Genomic DNA, 20,818 nt, shown 5'->3' with positions numbered 1-20,818 from the left:
CTTACGCCGCCGACGCGTCGCGGCGCCCGGCCCGCTTGGCGGCGTAGAGCGCCATGTCGGCCGTGTGGACGAACTCCTCGAAGCTCGTCCCAGGTCGATGCTGCGCGACGCCGCAGGACATCGCCAGCCGCAGCGCGGTGCCGTCGTCGAGCGTCATCGGCGCGCGGTGCAGCGCCTCCTGCAGCCGCTTCGCGATCGCCTCGGCCTGGTCGCGTTCGGTCCCCGGCAGCAGGATGAGGAACTCGTCGCCGCCGACGCGCCCGATCGCGTCGTGCTCGCGCAATCCCGCTTGCAGGACCGAGACCAGATGGATCAGCGCCCGGTCCCCGGTGCGGTGGCCGTGGCGGTCGTTGATCGGCTTGAACAGGTCGAGATCGACCGCGATCAGGCTCAGCGGCGCGCCGGACGGGTCCTGCATCACGGCCAGGGCGGTGGCGCCGAAGGCCGCGCGGTTGAGGATGCCGGTCAGGGCGTCCGTGGCCGCGAGACGCGCGAGTTCCGCCCGCTGGACCTGCAAGGCCTCGGCATTGCGCGACAGCGAGGTGAAGCGCGCGCCCCGCGCCGAGAGGGCCGCCGCCACCAGCAGGCAGGTCAGCAGCAGCCCGGCCAGGAAGAGCTGGAACAGCACGGCCTGCTCGCGCGGGTCCGGCGCGATCGTGGCGATCGGCCCATGCCCGCTGAGCGTCGCGACGGCGCCGATCGCTGCGATGATCATCACCGCCAGCGTCGTCCCGAGCCGTCCGAGCCGGAAGGTCACCAGCATCACCGGGCCGAACAGCACGAACAGCAGCGGCCGAGCGGCGACGTAGAACACCCCGTAGGCGACCGCCGCAGTCAGCGCCTGCAGCCCCGCGGCTTCCAGGCGCTGCCGTCCGTTCCTGTCGGCGAAGCACCGGCGATAGTCGCCCCGCAGCAGCGCCGAGAAGAACGGCGTGAGGATCAGCAGGCCCAGGCCGTCGCTGAGGATCCAGGTGGTGAAGGAATCCCAAAAGTCCTGCCCGTACAGGCGCGCGGCGATCGTGGCCCCGCCGACGCCGCTGAGCGCGGGGGCGAGGAGGCCGCAGACCACGATGAACCGCCCGACGACGGAGGGCGCGCTCAGGAGGCCGTCTTCCCCCAGCGCGGGCCGGAGCAGGCGGGCCGCGAGCCCGATCTCCACGAGGTTGCACAGCCCGTAGAGCGGAAGGCCGATACTCACCCCGCGCGTAAGAATGTTGGCGGCGAGGTTGGCCAGGAAGCCGGCGACGTACACCCCCGTGCCGGTGCCGGGGCGGCGGTCGAGCAGGGCGGCGAGGAGCACGGCGTTGGCCGGCCACACCGCCGCGATGTCGCGCCCGTCGCTCGTAAGGTGGATCGTGCCCGCGGCGAGCAGGAAGGAGAGCAGGCCGACGAGGCTTTCCACCGATCGTGCAGTCATGGCGCGTTCCATGGGCTCCGACGCGACCTCGCTCGCTCTGAAGGCTTTGACTAGGTGGAGGAAATGGCGTCCCGGGTAATGGTACTATAACACCATGGCGGTTCGCCTGAAATATTGGATAATGTGTATATTTGTCCGTGGCTATGCCGTCGGGCCTAGGCCGGATGTCTGCAATTGCCGATGGCGGTGCGGCGATGCGGTTCGCGAAAGCAGTGAATCCGTCCGGCGCCGAGGCGTCCGGAACCCTGCCCGTCGATAATCGGACGGCGCTCCTCGTCTCCACGGGCGGCAGGCTTGGAGGTTGGGAACGGGGCCGTGCGCCCCCCGGTTGGCCGGGGGAGACCCTTTCTCCCATCACGGCGGAGCCATCACATGGCCCACACTCCCGACGCGATGCAGGCCTGCCTCGAGGCCTGCCTCCATTGCTACCGCACCTGCCTCGGCATGGCCTCGAACCACTGCCTCGAAACGGGCGGGCGCCATGTCGAGCCGGAGCACTTTCGCCTCATGCTTGCCTGCGCCGAAGCCTGCCGGGCGAGCGCGCAGATGATGCTGATCGGCAGCCCGGTCCATCGCCATCAATGCGGCGCCTGCGCCGAGATCTGCGCGGCTTGCGCCCGCTCCTGCGAGGACGTCGGCGACATGGACGAATGCGTTGCCGCCTGCCGCGCCTGCGAGCGCGAATGCCGTGCGATGGCGGCCTGACCTGCGCCCTTGACCTTCCCATCATGGGAAGCCCCATCTGTCGCGTATGGAAGCCATTGCAGACCGCCCCGTCTCCTCCTCCCGCGCGGACGAAACGCCGTCCCGGCTGAGCCTGCCCGTCGAGGGCATGAGCTGCGCTTCGTGCGTCGGCCGCGTGGAACGGGCGCTGGCCGCTTTGCCAGGAGCCCGCGACGTCTCGGTCAACCTCGCGACTGGTCGGGCAAGCCTGACCGGCGCCCGGCCCGCCGCGGCCGTGGCGGCGATCCGCAAGGCCGGCTACGACGTGCCCGAGACCGTCACCGCGGTCACGGTCGAGGGCATGAGCTGCGCCTCCTGCTCGGGCCGCGTCGAGCGCGCGCTGCTGAGCCTTCCCGGCGCGGTCGCGGCGAGCGTCAACCTCGCCACCGGCCGGGCCGAGCTGCGCCACGCCGTCGGCACCGTCTCGCTGACTGAGATCGAGGCGGTGATCCGCGAGGCCGGCTACGAACCGCTCACGTCGGAGCGCGCCGCGGACACCACCCGCCCCGACCGTCAGGCGGAGGAGGAAGCGGCCCTGCGGCGCGACCTCGTGATCGCGGCCGCGCTCGCAGCCCCCGTCGTCGTCCTCGACATGGGCGGGCACCTGTTTCCCGGCTTCCACCACGCGCTCGCGAGCCGGCTCGGTGGCGGCACCGTGGCGTGGCTTCAGGCCGTGCTGGCGACCCTCGTGCTCGCCGGTCCGGGCCGGCGCTTCTTCCGCGTCGGCGTGCCGAACCTGCTGCGCGGCCATCCCGACATGAACGCCCTCGTCGCGCTGGGCGCGGGCGCGGCCTACCTCTACTCCCTCGTCTCGGTCGCGGCGCCGCAATGGCTCCCGGCGGGAGCGGCGCATCTGTATTTCGAGGCGAGCGTCCTCATCGTCACCCTGATCCTGCTCGGCCGGACCCTGGAAGCCCGCGCCCGCGGCCGGGCCGGGGCGGCCATCGCCCGGCTGATCGACCTCTCGCCCCGCACCGCCCGCCGCCTCGACGGCGATGAGGAACACGAAGTGCCGGTGGAGAGTCTGCGCGTCGGCGACCGGGTGCGGGTGCGTCCCGGCGAGCGCGTGCCCGCCGACGGCACGGTGACGGCGGGCGAATCCTACGTCGATGAGAGCATGATCTCCGGCGAGCCGGTGCCGGTACGGAAAGGCGAGGGGGCGTCCGTCGTCGGCGGCACGCTCAACACTACCGGCGGCTTCGATCTCACCGTCACCCGCACCGGGGCCGACACGGTGCTCGCCCGCATCGTCCGCATGGTCGAGGAGGCGCAGGGCGGCAAGCTGCCGGTCCAGGCGCTGGTGGACCGCATCACCCTGTGGTTCGTCCCCGCCGTCATGGGCGTCGCCGCGCTGACCTTCTTCGGCTGGCTGGCGCTCGGCCCGGCGCCCGCGCTCGGCCCGGCAATCGTCGCGGGTATCGCTGTGCTCATCATCGCCTGCCCCTGCGCCATGGGGCTCGCCACGCCGGTCTCGATCATGGTCGGGACGGGCCGCGCCGCCGAGCGCGGCGTGCTGTTTCGCCAGGGCGCGGCGTTGCAGGCCCTGCAGGAGGCCCGCGTCGTCGCCCTCGACAAGACCGGCACGCTGACGGAAGGCCGCCCCCGCCTCACCGACTTTTTGGTGGCGCCCGGCGTCGGGCGGGCCGAGGCGTTGGCGATCGCCGGCGCCGTCGAGGCCCGCTCCGAGCACCCCATCGCCCGCGCGGTCACGGAGGCCGCCCGCGCCGAGGGTGGCACCCTGCCGGAGGTTTTTGCGTTCGAGGCCGTGCCCGGCCACGGCGTCACCGCGCGGGTCGGGGGCAACGCGGTCGCGCTCGGCAACCGCCGCCACATGGAGCGGCTCGGCGTCGATGTCGCCCCGTTGGCCGCGGAAGCCGAGCGCTTGGCCGGCGAAGGCAAGAGCCCGGTCCATCTCGCCCTCGACGGTCGCCTCGCCGCCCTGCTGGCGGTGGCCGATCCGGTCAAGCCCGAGGCGCGCGCCGCGGTCGCGGCCCTGCGGGCCCGCGGCCTCACCGTGGCGATGCTGACCGGGGACGCCTCCGCGACGGCGCAGGTCGTGGCCCGCTCGCTCGGCATCGAAGAGGTGCGCGCCGAACTCCTGCCCGAGGGAAAGGTCGAGGCCCTGCGGAGCCTGCGCGCCGCCCACGGCCCGGTCGCCTTCGTCGGCGACGGCATCAACGATGCGCCCGCTTTGGCCGAAGCCGAAGTCGGTCTCGCCATCGGCACCGGCACCGATGTGGCGGTCGAGAGCGCCGACGTGGTGCTGATGTCGGGCGCGCTCACCGGCCTCGTCGAGGCGGTCGCGCTCTCGCGCGCCACCATGGCCAACATCCGCCAGAACCTGTTCTGGGCGTTCGCCTACAACGCCGCCCTGATCCCGGTGGCCGCGGGCGCGCTCGCGGTGTTCGGCGGGCCGCAGCTCTCGCCGGTGCTGGCGGCGGGCGCGATGGCGCTTTCCAGCGTCTTCGTCGTCGGCAACGCGCTGCGCCTGCGCCGCGCCGGAGGCACGCCATGAGCGTCACCATCGGCGAGGCGGCCCGCGCCAGCGGCGTCTCGGCCAAGATGATCCGCTACTACGAGGAAACCGGCCTGCTCGGGCCGGCCGAGCGCACGGCGTCCGGCTACCGCGTCTACGGCGAGGCCGACCTCCACGCACTCCGCTTCGTCCGCCGCGCCCGCGACCTCGGCTTCTCGATGGCCGAGATCGCCGACCTGCTGGCGCTCTGGCGCGACCGCGAGCGGGCGAGCGCCGCGGTGAAGGGGCTGGCGCTCGCCCATGTCGGCGACCTGCGCCGCCGCATCCGCGAACTGGAGGCCATGGCCCGCACCCTGGAGAATCTGGCCGAACGCTGCTGCGGCGACGGGCGGCCGGATTGTCCGATTTTGGATGATCTTGCCGGGGAGGGGTGAGCCTCACCGCTCCGCCGTCGTTCCGGGGCCGCGAAGCGGAACCCGGAATCCACGACTGGCCGCGACGCCCTGCGCAGCGTCGCATCACGGGTGGATTGCACGCCTCCGGCGCGCCCCTTCGGGTCCGGGTTCGCTTCGCGCCCCGGAATGACGGTGGTGGGGCCGAAACCACGGAGGGACCACCTGCGTGGCCCCGTCCCAAAAACAAGCTTCGCCGTTGACCCGGCCTTGGCCTTCTGCTTGCTGGGGACGATCCGGGACGTTCGGACGTTGCTCCGCAAGGGTTCAAGATCCATGCCCGTCATCGACCGCATCGCCGGCCTCGCCGACGAGATCGCCGCGTGGCGGCACGATCTCCACGCGCATCCCGAGCTGCAATACGACGTGCACCGCACCGCCGACTTCGTCGCCGACAAGCTGCGGGAATTCGGCTGCGACGAGGTCGCCACCGGCATCGGCCGCACCGGCGTCGTCGGGGTGATCCGCGGCCGGGGCCACGCCTCGAACCGCGCCATCGGCTTGCGCGCCGACATGGACGCGCTGCCGATCCAGGAAGTGCGCGACCTGCCCTACCGCTCGACCGTGCCGGGCCAGATGCACGCTTGCGGCCATGACGGGCACACCGCCATGCTGCTGGGTGCCGCCAAATACCTCGCCGAGACTCGCGATTTCGACGGGCGCGCCGTGCTGATCTTTCAGCCCGCCGAGGAAGGGGGAGGGGGCGGCGAGGCGATGGTGAAGGACGGGATGATGGAGCGCTTCGGCGTCGAGGCGGTCTACGGCCTGCACAACATCCCCGACCAGCCGCTCGGCACCTTCGCGATCCGCCCCGGCCCGATCATGGCCTCGACCGACCGCTTCACCATCCATGTCGAGGGCAGGGGCGGGCACGCCGCCCTGCCGCACGCGGCGGTCGATACCGTGCTGGTGGGCAGCCACATCGTGGTCGCCCTGCAATCGGTCGTGTCGCGCAACGTGAAGGCGCTCGATTCGGCGGTGGTCTCGGTCTGCGCCGTGGAGGCGGGCCACGCCTTCAACGTGCTGCCGCAGCGGGCCGAGCTGCGCGGCACCATGCGGGCGCTGACCCCGAAGGTGCGTAACTTGGTGCTCCGCCGCATCGAGGAGATCGTGACCGGCGTCGCCGCCGCCTTCGGGGCCACCGCAAGCGTCGACTTCGCCAGCGGCTACCCGGCCACCGAGAACCACCCGGCCGAGACCGACTTCATGGCCGACGTCGCCGCGCAGGTGGTGGGGTCTGAGGCGGTGGAGCGCGACGTGGCGCCGATGATGGCGGCGGAGGATTTCTCCTACATGCTGGCCCACCGGCCCGGCGCCTACATTTTCATGGGCAACGGTCCGTCGGCGGGGCTGCATCACCCGGAATACGACTTCAACGACGCGGCAATTCCGTACGGCGCCTCGCTGTGGGCGCGGATCATCGAGACGGGGTTGCCGAAGGGGGCGTGACCCTCCCCGTCATTCCGGGGCTCGCCGTAGGCGAGAACCCGGACCCGGAGGGGCGCGCCCGAGGCGTGCAATCCACCCGTGATGCGCCGGCTTTACGAAGCGTCGCGGCCAGTCGTGGATTCCGGGTTCCGCTGCGCGGCCCCGGAATGACGGGGAGGCTAGTAAGAGGCTGCCTCATGTGAGGCGGCCTTCGGACAAACGAAAACGGGCCCCGCAGGGCCCGCAATCGTCCAACCGTCGTCGGGAAAAACGGCTTACCGGTACGGGTTCATGCCGGTGCGCGAGACGTACGAGGTCGGGTCGATCCCGTCGATGAACGAGAGATCCACGTTGCGGATCGCCGTCGAGCGGGCGCCGATGAACGGACCGTTGGTGATCGGGTCGGGCAGGATGCCGTTGCCGAAGCGGTCGTTGCGGCCGTAGACCGGGTTCAGCTGGTTCGAGGCGGCGATGAAGGCCGGGTTGGTGGCCGGGTTCGAGACCGAGCCGTTGCCCGGCTCGACCACGTTGCCGGCGTCGAGCCAGGAGCGCGGACGAATGCGGATCGGCAGGGGCTGGCTCACGCGCACGTAACCGGGATTGCCGTAGGGACCCTGCGCCTCGGCCGCCGTCCCGAAGCCGATTGCCGTGAGGGTCATGGCGCCCAGGAGGGCGATCTTGGTCGAGCGCATGGCACACCTTGTTGATTGCGAGGGGACCGTATCGGGGCCTTCGTTAAGAATCCCGCCTGTGTTGCAGGGTAGACGCCCAGGCGTGGCCGTTGTTCCCCGATTGTGGCGGGGAGCCGATCATTTCCGCCGCCGTTTTGCCGTAATGTGTCGCCCGGCACCAAGGGCCGCGACCGACCCCGCCGCCGTGGCCATGGCGATCGAGCCGGTGTGGTCGCCGAGCACCCCGGCCACCGCTTCCGGCTCGCAGGCACCCGTGCCGCCCTTGCCCGTCTCGCCCGCGCCGAGCGCCGCCGCGACCCGGCCCGAGAGGGCGATCCGCTCGATGGCGCAGGCCACCGCCCGCCGCTCCGGCGCCTGTCCGAGGATGCCGCAGAGCCAGCCGTCGAGCCGTAAGCTGTGGAGGTCGAGGCTGCGGAAACCCGTGCAGGTGCGGCTGCCGTCGCCGGCGAGCACCGCTTCGATCGTCTCGAAGCTGCCGTAGCGGGTCGCCACCACGCCGCGCTCGCCGGTGCGGGTGACGGACAGGCCCCGCCCGTCGGCGGCGCGGCGCACCAGCGTCACGAACAGGCTCGGGGCGGGCTCGGTCCGCGCCACGCCCGGATCGGTCGCGGTGACGAGGAGCCACGGCGCCTCGATGGCGTCGAAACGCCCCTGGCTGACGCTGTCCTCGCGCTGGCCGCGGGTCGCGTCCCACCGGCTCGGCTCGGCCTGCGGCGGCGGCACCGGCAGATCGGAGGCGGCAGCGGTCAGGGTCAGCAGGGGCTCGGCCGAGGCCACCATCCGCGGGGCCGCGGCCTCGCTGCGGGGCGGGTCGGCCCAGTCCCGCGGTTCGGGGGCGGTCATCCGCTCGCGGGCGACGAGCGACAGGCCCGCGATCAGCGCGGCGCAGGCGGTGAGCTGCGCGGCGAGCCGGGCGCGGCGCATCCGCCGGGGCTGGGCGAGACCGCGCAGGTCGTGGTGGTCGTCGCGCGCATCCGCGACGAGAGCTTCGTCGAGGTTGGGGGGCATGGCACGTCCTCGCGGCGTGAAGGGGGCATGCTCCATCCTGCCCACATGCCTCGCACCGCCCGGTTGCCGCGCCGGCGCCGTCCTCGTGATTCTGCCCCCAAGGTGAATCGGCGGTTTCAACCCGGCCGCTTCGTCAGCGCGGCTCCCTCGCCCCCTTGACAGGGGGCCCGGACGGGCATCTTGCTCCGCCCGCCGGAAAAACCCACCTCGCCGCGTCGGGGCGGGCTCTTCCGCCTATGGATTCCCCGAGGGCCCGGCATGGACGCCGCCCAAACGGGGAGCGGGCCGGTCTTTCATCGCAAAAGAGATCACGTCCGCGCAGCGGAGTTGGACAGATGGGTTACAAGGTCGCCGTCGTCGGAGCCACGGGCAATGTGGGCCGCGAGATGCTCGACATCCTGGCCGAGCGCGCCTTCCCGGCCGACGAGGTCGTGGCGCTCGCCTCGCGCCGCAGCCAGGGCCAGGAAGTCTCCTTCGGCGACAAGATCCTCAAGGTCAAAGTCCTCGATACCTACGACTTCTCCGACACCGACATCTGCCTGATGTCGGCGGGCGGCGAGGCCTCGAAGGAGTGGAGCCCCCGCATCGGGCAGGCCGGCTGCGTCGTCATCGATAACTCGTCCGCGTTCCGCTACGACGCCGACGTGCCCCTCATCGTGCCCGAGGTGAACGCCGACGCGGTCGAGGGCTTCACCAAGCGCAACATCATCGCCAACCCGAACTGCTCGACGGCGCAGCTCGTCGTGGCGCTCAAGCCCCTGCACGAGGCGGCGACGATCAAGCGCGTCGTGGTCTCGACCTACCAATCCGTCTCCGGCGCCGGCAAGGACGCCATGGACGAGCTGTTCAGCCAGACCCGCGCCGTCTTCACCGCTGGTGAAGTCGTCACGAAGAAGTTTACCAAGCGGATCGCCTTCAACGTCATCCCGCACATCGATGTGTTCATGGAGGACGGCTACACGAAGGAAGAGTGGAAGATGGTCGCCGAGACCAAGAAGATGCTCGATCCCAAGATCAAGCTCACGGCGACCGCGGTGCGGGTGCCGGTGTTCATCGGCCATGCGGAAGCCGTGAACGTCGAGTTCGAGCGCCCGCTCTCCCCCGAGCAGGCGACCGAGATTCTTCGGAACGCGCCGGGCGTCCTGGTGATCGATAAGCGCGAGAACGGCGGCTACATGACCCCGCACGAGGCGGCGGGCGAGGACGCCACCTACATCTCCCGCATCCGCGAGGACGCCACGGTCGAGAACGGCCTGAACTTCTGGTGCGTCTCGGACAACCTGCGCAAGGGCGCGGCCCTCAACGCCGTGCAGATCGCCGAGGTGCTGGTGAACCGGAAGTTGCTGAGCAAGGCGCGTCAGGCCGCCTGATCCCGCTCCATCAGCCGACGCTTCGAAGCGCCGCCCCCACCGGGGCGGCGTTTTCGTTTGGGCGGTCCCCCGCCCCGACAGGCCGCCGAAGCCGTCCTATAGGACAAAAGTCTTGTAAGCTGACATAAGTCATATTATGCATATTTTCCTGTTCGAGGAACAGGAGGATCGAGCATGAGCCGGCGCATCGACCGTCGCACCGAGATCGCGGCCATCCGGGGCTTGCTGGCCGGGGCGACGCTGGATCGGGCGGCGATCCGGCTCGAACGGACGCTGAGACGGAAATATTCGGACGATCAGCCACGGGCGCCCGCGGGCCGGTCCGATGGCGGGCAGTGGGTGCCGGCGGGCGGAGCCGGGGGCGGCTCGACGGGCGGCCGGTCCGGCGGCTCCGACGGCGATGTCGACGGCCGCGAGCGGACGCTCCTCGACGATGGGACGCAAGTCCTGTCGATCCGGGTCCGGGCCGGTCGCCGGGACTACGACGAGCAGCACATCGTCACCGCGCCGGACGGCGAGAGCCGGATCTTCGAGAATTCCAGCCTGACCCAGACGATCCGCGACGGTGCGACCGGCGCGGTGCTCGGGCGCAGCACCTTCACCGCCGCGGGCGCGGAGCCGGAGGCGTTCGTTCAATCGACGTTTCTTCCGGCCGTCCCGCTGACGACAGCGGTGACAGTCAGATTAGCGGGGGCACTCTTCGCGGTTCTCTCCGCGCGGAACGACCGCTTCGGGAAAGCCGTCCTCGGCCTCACGGCGAACGAGTACGCCATCGATCTGACCGAAACGGGGGTGAGCGCGGCGTTCGCAGGCCGTATCGATCAGCGAACGCTCGATGCGGCCTGCCGCCGGAACGGTGAGGTCGAGGCGCTGGCCGAGCAGGCCGTTCGGAGCGTGCGTGCGAGCGGGCTGTATCGTTCGCCACAGGACTTCGGCAACAAGGTCCATGCTTGGATCGCTGCTGCCGTGAATAAAAAAGGCGACCCGAATTTAGTGGCGGAGATTTCTTTCAACGACGCGTCTCGCGCTGCGCGTTATGGCGAAAGAAATTCCACGAGGATCGATCTTTTCGAAAGGACATCGCCAGGAACGACCTGCGTCTATGATTTCAAGACCGGGAGCGCCAACATCGGCGATGATCGCGCGCTTCGGCTCGCCGCTGCCGCCAGCCGACATTTTCCTGATACGGTTCGGGTCATCGTGATTCAGGTGAAACCTCGCTCATGACGACCGCTCGGCAGATCCGGCAACTTGTCCGCCCTCTCCTGAAGCGCCATCCGGACCTCGCGCTCGTCACCAGCGATTCGCTGTGGCTGACGCCGGTGACGCATGTCGCCAGGGTGATCCATATCGGACGGACTTCTTCAGCCCTTTATTGCAATCCGGCTTGGTGGTTGCTCCCCCTCTTTCTTCCTGACACGGAACCCACAAGGGATATCGGTTTTTGCCATGCATATATCTACCCGCCGGTCGATGACTCAAAGTCATTGGATCTCTGGTTCTGGGACAATCCGCTGATGCAGGGCGAGCTTCATCTCCGCATTGAAAAGACCCTTCGTCTCTTGAGAACGCTTGATAATTTGCGATCGTGTCGCTCATTTACCGAGGCGCATATGGATTATACCTGGGGTAAGACTTTCGTCGAAAACTTAGTATACGATATTGCGATGGGAAATTTGAACTTGGCGCGTTGCTGGTGGCAAAAGGTCGAAACGTGCTACCCGCGGCTCTGCGAGCGTATCCAAGAGATCGGCCCTCCACTGTTGGACAACGACCGCACCGCGCTCGCCGCGATCCTTCATGGCTGGGAGCGGGAGAACGTGGTGGGGACGGCGGTCGAGCCGTTCTGGACGCCGACGCCGTTCCCGCTCGAGAGCACGGGCTGAGGCGACGCCTCGTCGCTGCAGAGCGCTCAGCCGTCCCGTGCCGCCGCCTCCAGCGCTCCCACATCCCCGCCGCCGATCAGCGGCAGATGTGCGGTAATGCGCTCCACCGGCCAGTCCCACCACGCGATCCGCTGCATCCGCGCGGCGTCTTCTTCCGAGAGGCGGCGGCGCACCACGCGGGCCGGGTTGCCGGCGACAATCGCGTAGGGCGGCACGTCCTGGCTCACCACCGCATGCGCGGCCACCACCGCCCCGTCGCCGATGGTGACGCCGGGCAGGATCGTGCTTTGGAAGCCGAGCCACACGTCGTTCCCGATCACCGTGTCGCCGCGGTTGGGAAAGTTCAGTTCCCCCTCGAAGCGGCCGGTCCAGTCGCCGCCGAAGATCGGGAAGGGATAGGTCGAGAGCCCGTCGAGGCGGTGGTTGCCACCGTTCATCAGGAAGCGCGTGCCCGCGGCGAGGGCGCAGAACTTCCCGATGACCAGCCGGTCGCCGAGGAAGGGGAAATGGTAGAGGATCGCGTCGAGGAACGCCTGCGGCCCGGCCGGGTCGTCGTAATAGGTATAGGCGCCGACCTCGACGTTCTCGGGGAGCGGCAAGTTGCGGATGAAGGTGACGCGGCTGTGGCCCGGCATGGGGTGCAGGGCGTCCGGGTCGGGGCCGGAGCGATGGGGCAAGGATGTCTCCTCTCGCGGCGGGCTTCGGTAACGCCACCCGCACCGGCCGGTGTCAATCTTCGCACCGTCATTCCGGGGCGCGAAGCGAACCCGGAATCCACCCGTGATGCGCGGTGCCCGGTTGCAGCCGAACCGTCGCGGCCAGTCGTGGATTCCGGGTTCGCCTTCGGCGCCCCGGAATGACGGTGGGTGGAATTTGGAGTCGTGCGCGAGCGCTCGCACGCAAGGCGCCGCAATCGAATCGCTTGAATTCTGCGCCGGCCGGGGCTAAGTCACGCCTCAACATTTCTGGTGCAGTCGATAGGCTGCTTGCGGGAGTGGGTCCTCCGGGGCCCGCTCTTTTTTGTTTCCGCGAGCCGGCCTGCACCGGAACAGTCAAGTTAACGTCAAGTCGAGCGGGCCGGAAACGACAGCATGGCGGAGCCCACCGAGAAGCGTCTGGTCGGGGAGACGGGCGTCGCCGCGCGCGTCGCCCAGGTGATCGAGGGCCCGATCGAGGGTCTCGGCTTCCGGCTGGTACGGGTGAAGATCTCGAACCAGAACGGCTGCACCGTGCAGATCATGGCCGAGCGGCCGGACGGCACCATGGGCGTCGACGAGTGCGAGACGGTGAGCCGCGCGATCTCGCCGCTGCTCGATCTCGAAGACCCGGTCGGCGGCGCCTATTACCTCGAAGTCTCCTCGCCCGGCATCGACCGGCCGCTGGTGCGCGTCTCGGATTTCGAGCGCTGGGCCGGCTACGAGGCCAAGGTCGAGCTGGCCGTGCCGCTCGACGGGCGCAAGCGCTTCCGCGGCATCATCGGCGTGCCGAGCCCGGACGGCGCCACGGTGCCGATCGACCTGCCCGACGTGAAGCCCGGCCTGCCGAGCCGGATCGACGTGCCGCTGCGCGATCTGGCGGAAGCCCATCTCGTGCTCACAGACGATCTGATCCGCGAGTCGCTGCGCCGCGGTTCGGCCCCGCCCCAGGACGGCGACGCGTTCGACGAGGATGCGGAGGACGACGAGGCGGAAGGGACCGACGAGGCGCCCCAGTACCGCGTCATCCCGCAGCCCAAGCGCCCGAAGCCGAAGGCTGACAAGCCGGTGAAGGGCAAGAAGGCCCCGGCGGGACAGAAGCCCAAGGGCAAGCCCGGCCCCGGCGTCGTCACCAAGGCCGCCCGCCTGAAGAACCGCGACACCCTTCACTAGAGCCTCGTCCCGAAAGGTGGTTTCCGGCTTTCGGACAAAGACGATGCTCCAAACAAAATGACGAGCAATCCGCCCCGAGCGGCGGACGTTCACGAGACCGCACAAGAGGACAGACCCCATGGCCGTCGTCAGCGCCAACCGGCTCGAACTCCTGCAGATCGCCGACGCGGTGGCCCGCGAGAAGGTGATCGACCGCCAGATCGTCATCGAGGCGATGGAGGAGGCGATCGCCAAGGCCGCCCGCTCGCGCTACGGCGCCGAGACCGACGTGCATGCCGAGATCGACACCAAGAGCGGCGCGCTGCGCCTGTCGCGCCATCTGCTCGTGGTCGATCAGGTCGAGAACGACGCCCGCGAGATCACCCTGGATCAGGCCCGCCGCTACAACCCCGGCGCGCTCGTCGGCGACGTCATCTCCGACACCCTGCCGCCGTTCGATTTCGGGCGCGTGGCCGCGCAATCGGCCAAGCAGGTCATCGTCCAGAAGGTCCGCGACGCCGAGCGCGCCCGCCAGTACGACGAGTACAAGGACCGCATCGGCGAGATCCTCAACGGCACGGTCAAGCGCGTCGAGTACGGCAACGTCATCGTCGATCTCGGCCGCGGCGAGGGCATCGTCCGTCGCGACGAGATGATCCCGCGCGAGACCTTCCGCCCCGGCGACCGCATCCGCTCGTACCTGTTCGACGTGCGCACCGAGGTTCGCGGGCCGCAGATCTTCCTGTCGCGCTCGCACCCGCAGTTCATGGCCAAACTCTTCGGCCAGGAAGTGCCGGAGATCTACGACGGCATCGTCGAGGTGAAGGCGGTCGCCCGCGATCCGGGCTCGCGCGCCAAGATCGCCGTGATCTCTCGCGACGGCTCGATCGACCCGGTCGGCGCCTGCGTCGGCATGCGCGGCTCCCGCGTCCAGGCGGTGGTCGGCGAGCTGCAGGGCGAGAAGATCGACATCATCCCGTGGTCGCACGATCAGGCGACCTTCATCGTCAACGCGCTCCAGCCGGCGGAAGTCGTGAAGGTGGTGCTCGACGAGGAGGCCGACCGCATCGAGGTCGTGGTGCCCGACGACCAGCTCTCGCTCGCCATCGGGCGCCGCGGCCAGAACGTGCGGCTGGCCTCGCAACTCACCGGCTGGGACATCGACATCCTGACCGAGGCCGAGGAATCGGAGCGCCGCCAGAAGGAGTTCGCCGAGCGGACCCAGGTGTTCATGGAGGCGCTCGACGTCGACGAGACCGTTGGCCAGCTCCTCGCTGCGGAAGGTTTCCGCAACGTCGAGGAGATCGCCTACGTCGACGTGGCGGAGCTTTCCAACATCCAGGGCCTCGACGAGGAGACCGGTGCCGAGATCCAGGCCCGCGCCCAGGACCACCTCGCCCGCATCGAGCAGGAGCAGGACGACCGCCGCCGCGAACTCGGCGTCGAGGACGAGCTGCGCGAGATCGACGGCGTGACCACCGCGATGATGGTCGCGCTCGGCGAGAACGAGGTGAAGTCGGTCGAGGATCTGGCCGGCTGCGCCACCGACGACCTCGTCGGCTACACCGAAGGTCGCGGCCCCGAGGCCGTGCGCCACGCGGGCTATCTCGACGGCTTCGAGCTGTCGCGGGCCGAGGCCGAGGCCCTCATCATGGCCGCCCGCCTCAAGGCCGGCTGGATCGAGTCGCTGCCCGAGCCCGAGGGCGAGGAGGGCGAGGCCGCCGAGGGCGAGGCCGGGGAAGCGCCCGCCGAGGGCGAGACCCGTCCCGAGACGCAGAACGCCTAAAGGCGCGCGCGGGTGAGCGAGAGCATCGACAGGCCGGCGGAGGCTGAGGACGCCCCGCCCCTCGACCGTGGGCCCGCCCGCGGTCGCGATCCCCTGCGCACCTGCATCGTCACCCGCGTCACCCAATCGCCCGAGGCGATGATCCGCTTCGTGCTCGGCCCCGACGGCACGGTGGTGCCGGACCTGCGCGCCCGGCTCCCCGGCCGCGGCGCCTGGGTCACGGCGAACCGGGAGACGGTGGCCGCGGCGATGAAGCGCCGCGCCTTCAACCGCGCCTTCAGGACGAACGGCGCGAGCACCCCGCCCGACCTGCCCGAGCGCGTCGCGGACGGGCTTCGCACCGACATGCGCCAAGCCCTGGCGCTCGCCAATAAGGCCGGCTGCCTCGTTACCGGCTTCGGCAAGGTCGAGTCGGCGATTCTCGGGGCGGAGAGCGTCGCGGCGCTGATTCACGCCTCCGACGCCATGCCGGACGGGCGCCGCAAGCTCGCCGCGGCCTTGCGTCGGCGCCATGGCGAGGCCATATCGGCAATTCCCGTCATCGATGACCTGTCCAACGTCGAATTGGACATGGCCTTGGGGCGGGATCATGTGATACACGCTGCCCTCGTCGCGGGAGCCGGCACCACCGGCTATCTCGCGCGTTGGCGTCGGTTCCGGGCCTTCGAAGGTGTGGCGTCGGCGTCCAAGGTGGACGCCCCGCCCGGTGCCGGCGCGACGGCCTTCGATTCGCACGACGATGTAATGACGTTGACTCGGCCGGGCGCGCCCGCCGCCGGCCGCGCTGACGATGGAAGCCCTCAGGGTTCAGACTGAATGAGCGATACGAACAATCCGGGTGACAAGACGCAGAACAGAGCCCCCTCGAAGCCGATGTCGCTGAAGCGTCCGGTCGAGCAGGGCACCGTGCGTCAGAGCTTCTCCCACGGGCGGTCGAAGTCCGTCGTGGTCGAGACGGTGAAGCGGCGCACGATCGGCGCCGCCCCCGGAACGGTAGCGCCGCGCGAGCCGATCGCGGCTCCGCCGCCGCGTCCGGCCTCGGTCGCGCCCGCCCCGGCCCCGGCGGCCCGGTCCCCCGGCCGCTCCGCGTCCGGCGTCGTGCTGCGCACGCTGAGCGAGCAGGAGCGGGACGCCCGCGCCAGCGCGCTGGCCGACGCCCAGCGCCGCGAGGCCGAAAACCGCGCCCGCGCCGAGGCCGAGGTCAAGGCCCGCCAGGAGCGTGAGGAGGCCGAGCGCCGCGAACGCGAGGCCGCCGAGGCCCGCCGCCGCGAGGAGGAGGACCGTCGCCGCCAGGAGGACGAACTCCGCCGCAAGGCCGCCGAGGATTCGCGCCGCCGCGCCGAGGAGGAGGCCGCCCGCGCGGCTGCCGCCGCCGCTCCGGTCGAGGCGCCCGCCGCTCCGGCCGCTCAGCCCACCGCCCCGGCCGCCGAGGCGCCCGCTGCTGCTGCGCCTGCGGCTGCCGCACCTGCCCGTCCGGCCCCCGCCGCTCCGGCGCGTCCTGCCGCTGCTGCTGCGCGTCCCGCTGCCCCGGCCCGTCCGGCCGCTCCGGCTCGTCCGGGTGCCGCCCCGGCGCGTCCCGGTGCGCCGCGTCCGGCGGCCTCGGCCGGCCCGCGTCCGGTCACGCCGCAGCCGCCCGCCGAGCCGCGTCGCGTCCTCACGGCCGACACGCGCAAGCCGCGCGACCTGAACTTCATGGCCAAGCCCGCTCCGGCCCCCGAGCCCGAGAAGGCGCCGACGCCCGCGACCGCCGCCCGCCCTGCGGGCGCGGGAGCCGCTCGCCCCGCGACCGCGCGCCCCGGCGCCCCGGCGATGGAGGACGAGTCGGACACCAAGCGCGTGATCCGTCGTCCGGGCATGCCGCTCAAGATCATCACGCCGCCCAAGACGCCGAAGTCGCCGGGCGGCGACCGCAACCGCGGGCGCCTCACCATCGCCAACGCGACCTCGGGCGAGGAGGAGCGCACGCGCTCCGTTGCCGCCTTCCGCCGCCGCCAGCAGCGCATGAGCGGGCACCGGCACGAGGAAGCCAAGGAGAAGATCGCCCGCGACGTGACGATCCCCGAGACCATCACGATCCAGGAACTCGCCAACCGCATGTCGGAGCGGGCCGTGGACGTCATCCGCCTGCTGATGAAGCAGGGCCAGATCCACAAGATCACCGACGTGATCGATTCGGACACGGCCCAGCTCATCGCCGAGGAGATGGGCCACACCGTCCGCCGCGTCGCCGAGTCCGACGTCGAGGAGGGCCTCAGCTCCGACGAGCCGGATCTGGAGGAGGATCTGGAGCCGCGTCCCCCGGTCGTCACGATCATGGGTCACGTCGATCACGGCAAGACCTCGCTGCTCGATGCGATCCGCAAGGAGAACGTGGTCGAGGGCGAGGCCGGCGGCATCACCCAGCATATCGGCGCCTATCAGGTGTCGGCGCCGTCGGGCGACCTCGTCACCTTCATCGACACCCCCGGCCACGCGGCCTTCACCTCCATGCGCGCCCGCGGCGCCAAGGTGACGGACATCGTCGTGATCGTGGTGGCCGCCGATGACGGCGTGATGCCCCAGACCGTCGAGGCGATTCAGCACGCGAAGGCGGCGGGCGTCCCGATCATCATCGCCATCAACAAGATGGACAAGCCGGAGGCGAACCCCCAGCGGGTCCGCACCGAGCTGCTCCAGCACGATATCCAGGTCGAGTCGATGGGCGGCGAGACCCTGGAATTCGAGGTCTCGGCCAAGACCGGCGACGGCCTGTCCGACCTGCTGGAGGGCCTGCAGCTTCAGGCCGAGATCATGAATCTGCGCGCCAACGAGAAGCGCGACGGCGAGGGCACGGTGATCGAGGCCCAGCTCGACCGCGGTCGCGGCCCCGTGGCCACGGTGCTGGTCCAGCGCGGCACGCTGTTCACCGGCGACATCGTCGTGGCCGGCGCCGAGTGGGGCCGCATCCGCGCCCTCATCGACGACACCGGCAAGCACGTGCCCTACGCGGGCCCGTCCGTGCCCGTCGAGGTGCTCGGCTTCAACGGCACGCCGGACGCCGGCGACCGCGTGATCGTGGTGGCGAACGAGGCCCGCGCCCGCGAGGTCACCGAGTACCGCGCCCGCATCAAGCGCGAGCGCCTGAATGCCCGCACCGGCGGTGCCAACCGCTCGCTCGTCGACATGATGCGCGAGGCCAAGGAAGGCGCCAACCGCAAGGAACTGCCGATCATCATCAAGGGTGACGTGCAGGGCTCGGTCGAGGCGATCAACGGCGCCCTCACGGCGCTCGGCAACGACGAGGTTGGCGTGCGCATCCTCCTCTCGGGGGTCGGCGGCATCACCGAGTCGGACATCACGCTCGCCAACGCCTCCAAGGCGGTGGTGATCGGCTTCAACGTGCGGGCCCACAAGGAAGCCCGCAACGCGGCCGAGCGCGACGGCACCGAGATCCGCTACTACAGCATCATCTACGACCTCGTGGACGACATCAAAGCCACGCTGTCGGGCATGCTGCCGCCGACGCTCCGCGAGGAGAAGCTCGGCGAGGCGCAGATCCTGCAGATCTTCGACGTGTCGAAGGTCGGCAAGATCGCCGGTTGCCGCGTCATGGAGGGTGTGGTCCAGCGCGGCGCCCATGTCCGCCTGCTGCGCAACGACGTGGTGATCCACCAGGGCCGCCTGTCGCAGCTCAAGCGCCTCAAGGACGACGCCAAGGAAGTCACGGCCGGCTACGAGTGCGGCATGTCCTTCCAGAACTACCAGGACATGCGGGTCGGCGATTTCATCGAGTGCTTCAACATCGAGGAAATCAAGCGCACGCTCTAAGCGGCGCCCGCCTCACTGCCCTTCGGAAAGCGGGGCCGCGGCGAGAGCCGCGGCCCCGTTCCCTTTCCATCGAGCCTCGCGGCTCCGTTAGAACGACATGGCCCAGAAACAGACCCCGTCCGGCCCCTCGCAGCGCCAGCAGCGCGTGGCCGAACTCGTGCGCCACGCGCTCGCCGAAGTGCTCCAGCGCGGCGACATCCAGGACCCGGTGCTCGGCTCGCACGTCGTCACCGTGCCGGAGGTGCGCATGTCGCCCGACCTCAAGCTCGCCACCGCCTACGTCATGCCGCTCGGCGGCCAGGACGAGCAGCCGGTGATCGCCGCGCTCGAGCGCAACCGGAAGCTCCTGCGCCAGGAGGTCGCCCGGCGGGTGAACCTCAAATACGCGCCCGAACTGCGCTTCCGCCGCGACGAGACCTTCGACGAGGCCGCCCGGATCGACCGGCTCCTCAGAAGCGACAAGGTTCAGCGGGACCTTGAGAGCGCGCCCCGCGACGGCGAAACGGATTCGTCCGCGGACGATTGATCCGAAAGACGGGCCGGCACGGACCGGCCCTACGCTTTGCAGAAATCCGGGCCTCCGCGCGAGGCCCGATGACGGGACGAGTCTTCCCGAAAACCCCCGTCGATCGAGGACAGGATGCAGGACGAAATTTCTTCCCCATCGCCGGACGAGGCGCCGCGCGGCGAGGCCCGCCGCCATGACGGTCCGCCGCGCTCCGGCCGCCGGCCCCAGCGCGGGCGCCCGCGCCACGACCGGCCGAAGAAGAACGACGTGAGCGGCTGGGTCGTGCTCGACAAGGGCGTCGGCATCACCTCGACGCAGGCGGTGGCCATCGTGAAGCGCCTGTTCAACGCGAAGAAGGCGGGCCATGCCGGCACCCTCGATCCGCTGGCCTCGGGCATCCTGCCGATCGCGCTCGGCGAGGCGACCAAGACGGTGCCGTTCGTCATGGACGGCCGCAAGGCCTACCGCTTCGAGGTGAGCTGGGGCGTCGAGACCGACACCGACGACGCCGAGGGCAAGCCGGTCGCCACCAGCGACGAACGCCCGACCCGCGAGGCGGTCGAGGCCGCTTTGCCGAACTTCGTCGGCGAGATCGAGCAGGTGCCGCCGCGCTTCTCCGCCATCAAGATCCAGGGCGAGCGCGCCTACGACCTCGCCCGCGACGGCGAGGTGGTGGAACTCGTCGCCCGCACCGTGCAGATCGACCATCTCTCGGTGATCGAACACTCGGGCGACCGCACGGTGATCGCGGCCGAGTGCGGCAAGGGCACCTATGTCCGGGCGCTGGCGCGCGACCTCGGCCGGATGCTCGGCTGCCACGGCCACGTCTCGGCCCTGCGCCGCACCCGCGTCGGCCCGTTCGAGGAGGCGAATGCGTGCTCCGTCCAGTCGCTGGAGGAGAGCACCGAGGCGCAGCTCAAGCCCGTCGAGACGGCCCTCGACGAGGTGCCCTCGGTGGCGGTGAGCCGCGACATGGGCCTGCGCCTGATGCGCGGCCAGCCGGTGATCCTGCGCGGCCAGGACGCCCCGATGGAAGGCAAGGCCTACGCGACCTGCGGCGGCGTGCTGGTCGCCGTCGGCGACGTCGAGCGCGGCGAGCTGGTGCCGCACCGGGTGTTTCACTTAGGCGGAACGGCGCCGCAGCCGCGCAACTGATTCTTTTTGAGACAGGCTGCCGGCTTCGCTCGGCAGCCGAACGTGGCGTTCTCCTCCCCCTTGCGGGGAGGAGGTAGGAGGTGGGGGTGGTTCAGAAGTAACCGCAGCGGTGCCTTCTGCGCGACCCCCACCCCTGACCCCTCCCCGCAAGGGCAGGGCTATCGCATATGACTTTTCGGCGCGTCGATCCGCGTTGAAGGCCATGCGTTGACGCCTCCTTATAGACAGGAGGTGATCGATGCTGGAAGTGCAGGGTTTGTTTT

17 protein-coding genes are annotated in these 20,818 nt (G+C 70.3%); 13 read left to right on the top strand and 4 right to left on the bottom strand.

Features of this window, described 5'->3' with window-relative positions; all coding sequences use genetic code 11:
- Position 1: 1 nt before the first annotated feature.
- Positions 2–1,417 carry a GGDEF domain-containing protein gene (locus AAHG03_RS21855; RefSeq protein ID WP_342153175.1) on the bottom strand — a complete coding sequence of 472 codons (1,416 nt, stop codon included), beginning with the start codon at positions 1,415–1,417 and terminating at the stop codon, positions 2–4.
- 372 nt (positions 1,418–1,789) lie between these two features.
- Between AAHG03_RS21855 and AAHG03_RS21850 the strand changes: the two genes are divergently transcribed.
- From AAHG03_RS21850 to AAHG03_RS21835, 4 genes are all read left to right on the top strand, one after another.
- Positions 1,790–2,122 carry a four-helix bundle copper-binding protein gene (locus tag AAHG03_RS21850; RefSeq protein ID WP_342153174.1) on the top strand — a complete coding sequence of 111 codons (333 nt, stop codon included), beginning with the start codon at positions 1,790–1,792 and terminating at the stop codon, positions 2,120–2,122.
- Between the two features lie 46 nt (positions 2,123–2,168).
- Positions 2,169–4,655 carry a heavy metal translocating P-type ATPase gene (locus tag AAHG03_RS21845; RefSeq protein WP_342153172.1) on the top strand — a complete coding sequence of 829 codons (2,487 nt, stop codon included), beginning with the start codon at positions 2,169–2,171 and terminating at the stop codon, positions 4,653–4,655.
- Positions 4,652–5,050: a Cu(I)-responsive transcriptional regulator gene (cueR, locus tag AAHG03_RS21840; protein ID WP_342153171.1), complete on the top strand. Its 399-nt coding sequence runs from the start codon at positions 4,652–4,654 to the stop codon at positions 5,048–5,050. Before AAHG03_RS21845 ends, cueR begins: the two co-directional genes overlap by 4 nt.
- Positions 5,051–5,344: 294 nt before the next feature.
- Positions 5,345–6,517: a M20 aminoacylase family protein gene (locus AAHG03_RS21835; RefSeq protein WP_342153170.1), complete on the top strand. Its 1,173-nt coding sequence runs from the start codon at positions 5,345–5,347 to the stop codon at positions 6,515–6,517.
- Between the two features lie 254 nt (positions 6,518–6,771).
- Here AAHG03_RS21835 and AAHG03_RS21830 read toward each other — a convergent pair whose 3' ends face one another.
- Positions 6,772–7,188: a hypothetical protein gene (locus AAHG03_RS21830; protein ID WP_056248681.1), complete on the bottom strand. Its 417-nt coding sequence runs from the start codon at positions 7,186–7,188 to the stop codon at positions 6,772–6,774.
- Between the two features lie 117 nt (positions 7,189–7,305).
- Entirely contained in the window at positions 7,306–8,196 is an 891-nt protein-coding gene (locus AAHG03_RS21825) for a hypothetical protein (RefSeq protein ID WP_342153168.1), read from the bottom strand.
- A 335-nt stretch (positions 8,197–8,531) separates the two neighbouring features.
- Between AAHG03_RS21825 and AAHG03_RS21820 the strand changes: the two genes are divergently transcribed.
- From AAHG03_RS21820 to AAHG03_RS21810, 3 genes are all read left to right on the top strand, one after another.
- Positions 8,532–9,566, top strand: a complete 1,035-nt coding sequence (locus AAHG03_RS21820) for an aspartate-semialdehyde dehydrogenase (RefSeq protein ID WP_342153166.1) — start codon at positions 8,532–8,534, stop codon at positions 9,564–9,566.
- Between the two features lie 174 nt (positions 9,567–9,740).
- Positions 9,741–10,793, top strand: coding sequence for a hypothetical protein (locus AAHG03_RS21815; protein WP_342153163.1), 1,053 nt, complete (start codon positions 9,741–9,743; stop codon positions 10,791–10,793).
- Complete coding sequence (locus AAHG03_RS21810; protein ID WP_342153161.1) at positions 10,790–11,452, top strand: hypothetical protein; 663 nt, start codon at positions 10,790–10,792, stop codon at positions 11,450–11,452. The genes AAHG03_RS21815 and AAHG03_RS21810 overlap by 4 nt, the downstream gene beginning before the upstream one ends.
- Positions 11,453–11,478: 26 nt before the next feature.
- Here AAHG03_RS21810 and AAHG03_RS21805 read toward each other — a convergent pair whose 3' ends face one another.
- Entirely contained in the window at positions 11,479–12,087 is a 609-nt protein-coding gene (locus AAHG03_RS21805; RefSeq protein ID WP_342153251.1) for a CatB-related O-acetyltransferase, read from the bottom strand.
- Positions 12,088–12,543: 456 nt separating this feature from the next.
- On the opposite strand from AAHG03_RS21805, the gene rimP reads away from it, so the two are divergent.
- The 6 genes from rimP (at position 12,544) to truB (ending at position 20,555) form a co-directional block, all read left to right on the top strand.
- On the top strand, positions 12,544–13,320 hold the full coding sequence (gene rimP, locus AAHG03_RS21800) for a ribosome maturation factor RimP (RefSeq protein WP_342153160.1): 777 nt from the start codon (positions 12,544–12,546) through the stop codon (positions 13,318–13,320).
- Positions 13,321–13,438: 118 nt separating this feature from the next.
- Positions 13,439–15,085: a transcription termination factor NusA gene (gene nusA / locus AAHG03_RS21795; RefSeq protein ID WP_342153159.1), complete on the top strand. Its 1,647-nt coding sequence runs from the start codon at positions 13,439–13,441 to the stop codon at positions 15,083–15,085.
- 12 nt (positions 15,086–15,097) lie between these two features.
- Positions 15,098–15,901, top strand: a complete 804-nt coding sequence (locus AAHG03_RS21790; RefSeq protein WP_412759780.1) for an RNA-binding protein — start codon at positions 15,098–15,100, stop codon at positions 15,899–15,901.
- Entirely contained in the window at positions 15,902–18,892 is a 2,991-nt protein-coding gene (gene infB / locus AAHG03_RS21785) for a translation initiation factor IF-2 (protein WP_342153157.1), read from the top strand.
- A gap of 97 nt (positions 18,893–18,989) precedes the next feature.
- Positions 18,990–19,418 carry a 30S ribosome-binding factor RbfA gene (gene rbfA, locus AAHG03_RS21780; RefSeq protein ID WP_342153156.1) on the top strand — a complete coding sequence of 143 codons (429 nt, stop codon included), beginning with the start codon at positions 18,990–18,992 and terminating at the stop codon, positions 19,416–19,418.
- Positions 19,419–19,532: 114 nt separating this feature from the next.
- A complete protein-coding gene (truB, locus tag AAHG03_RS21775) occupies positions 19,533–20,555 on the top strand; it encodes a tRNA pseudouridine(55) synthase TruB (RefSeq protein WP_342153154.1) in 1,023 nt (340 codons plus the stop codon).
- Positions 20,556–20,818: the final 263 nt, after the last annotated feature.

The organism is Methylorubrum subtropicum (assembly GCF_038442325.1).
Classification (GTDB): domain Bacteria; phylum Pseudomonadota; class Alphaproteobacteria; order Rhizobiales; family Beijerinckiaceae; genus Methylobacterium; species Methylobacterium subtropicum.
Note: the sequence above shows the minus strand (reverse complement) of the source record. Positions and strands in the feature narration are given on the sequence as shown.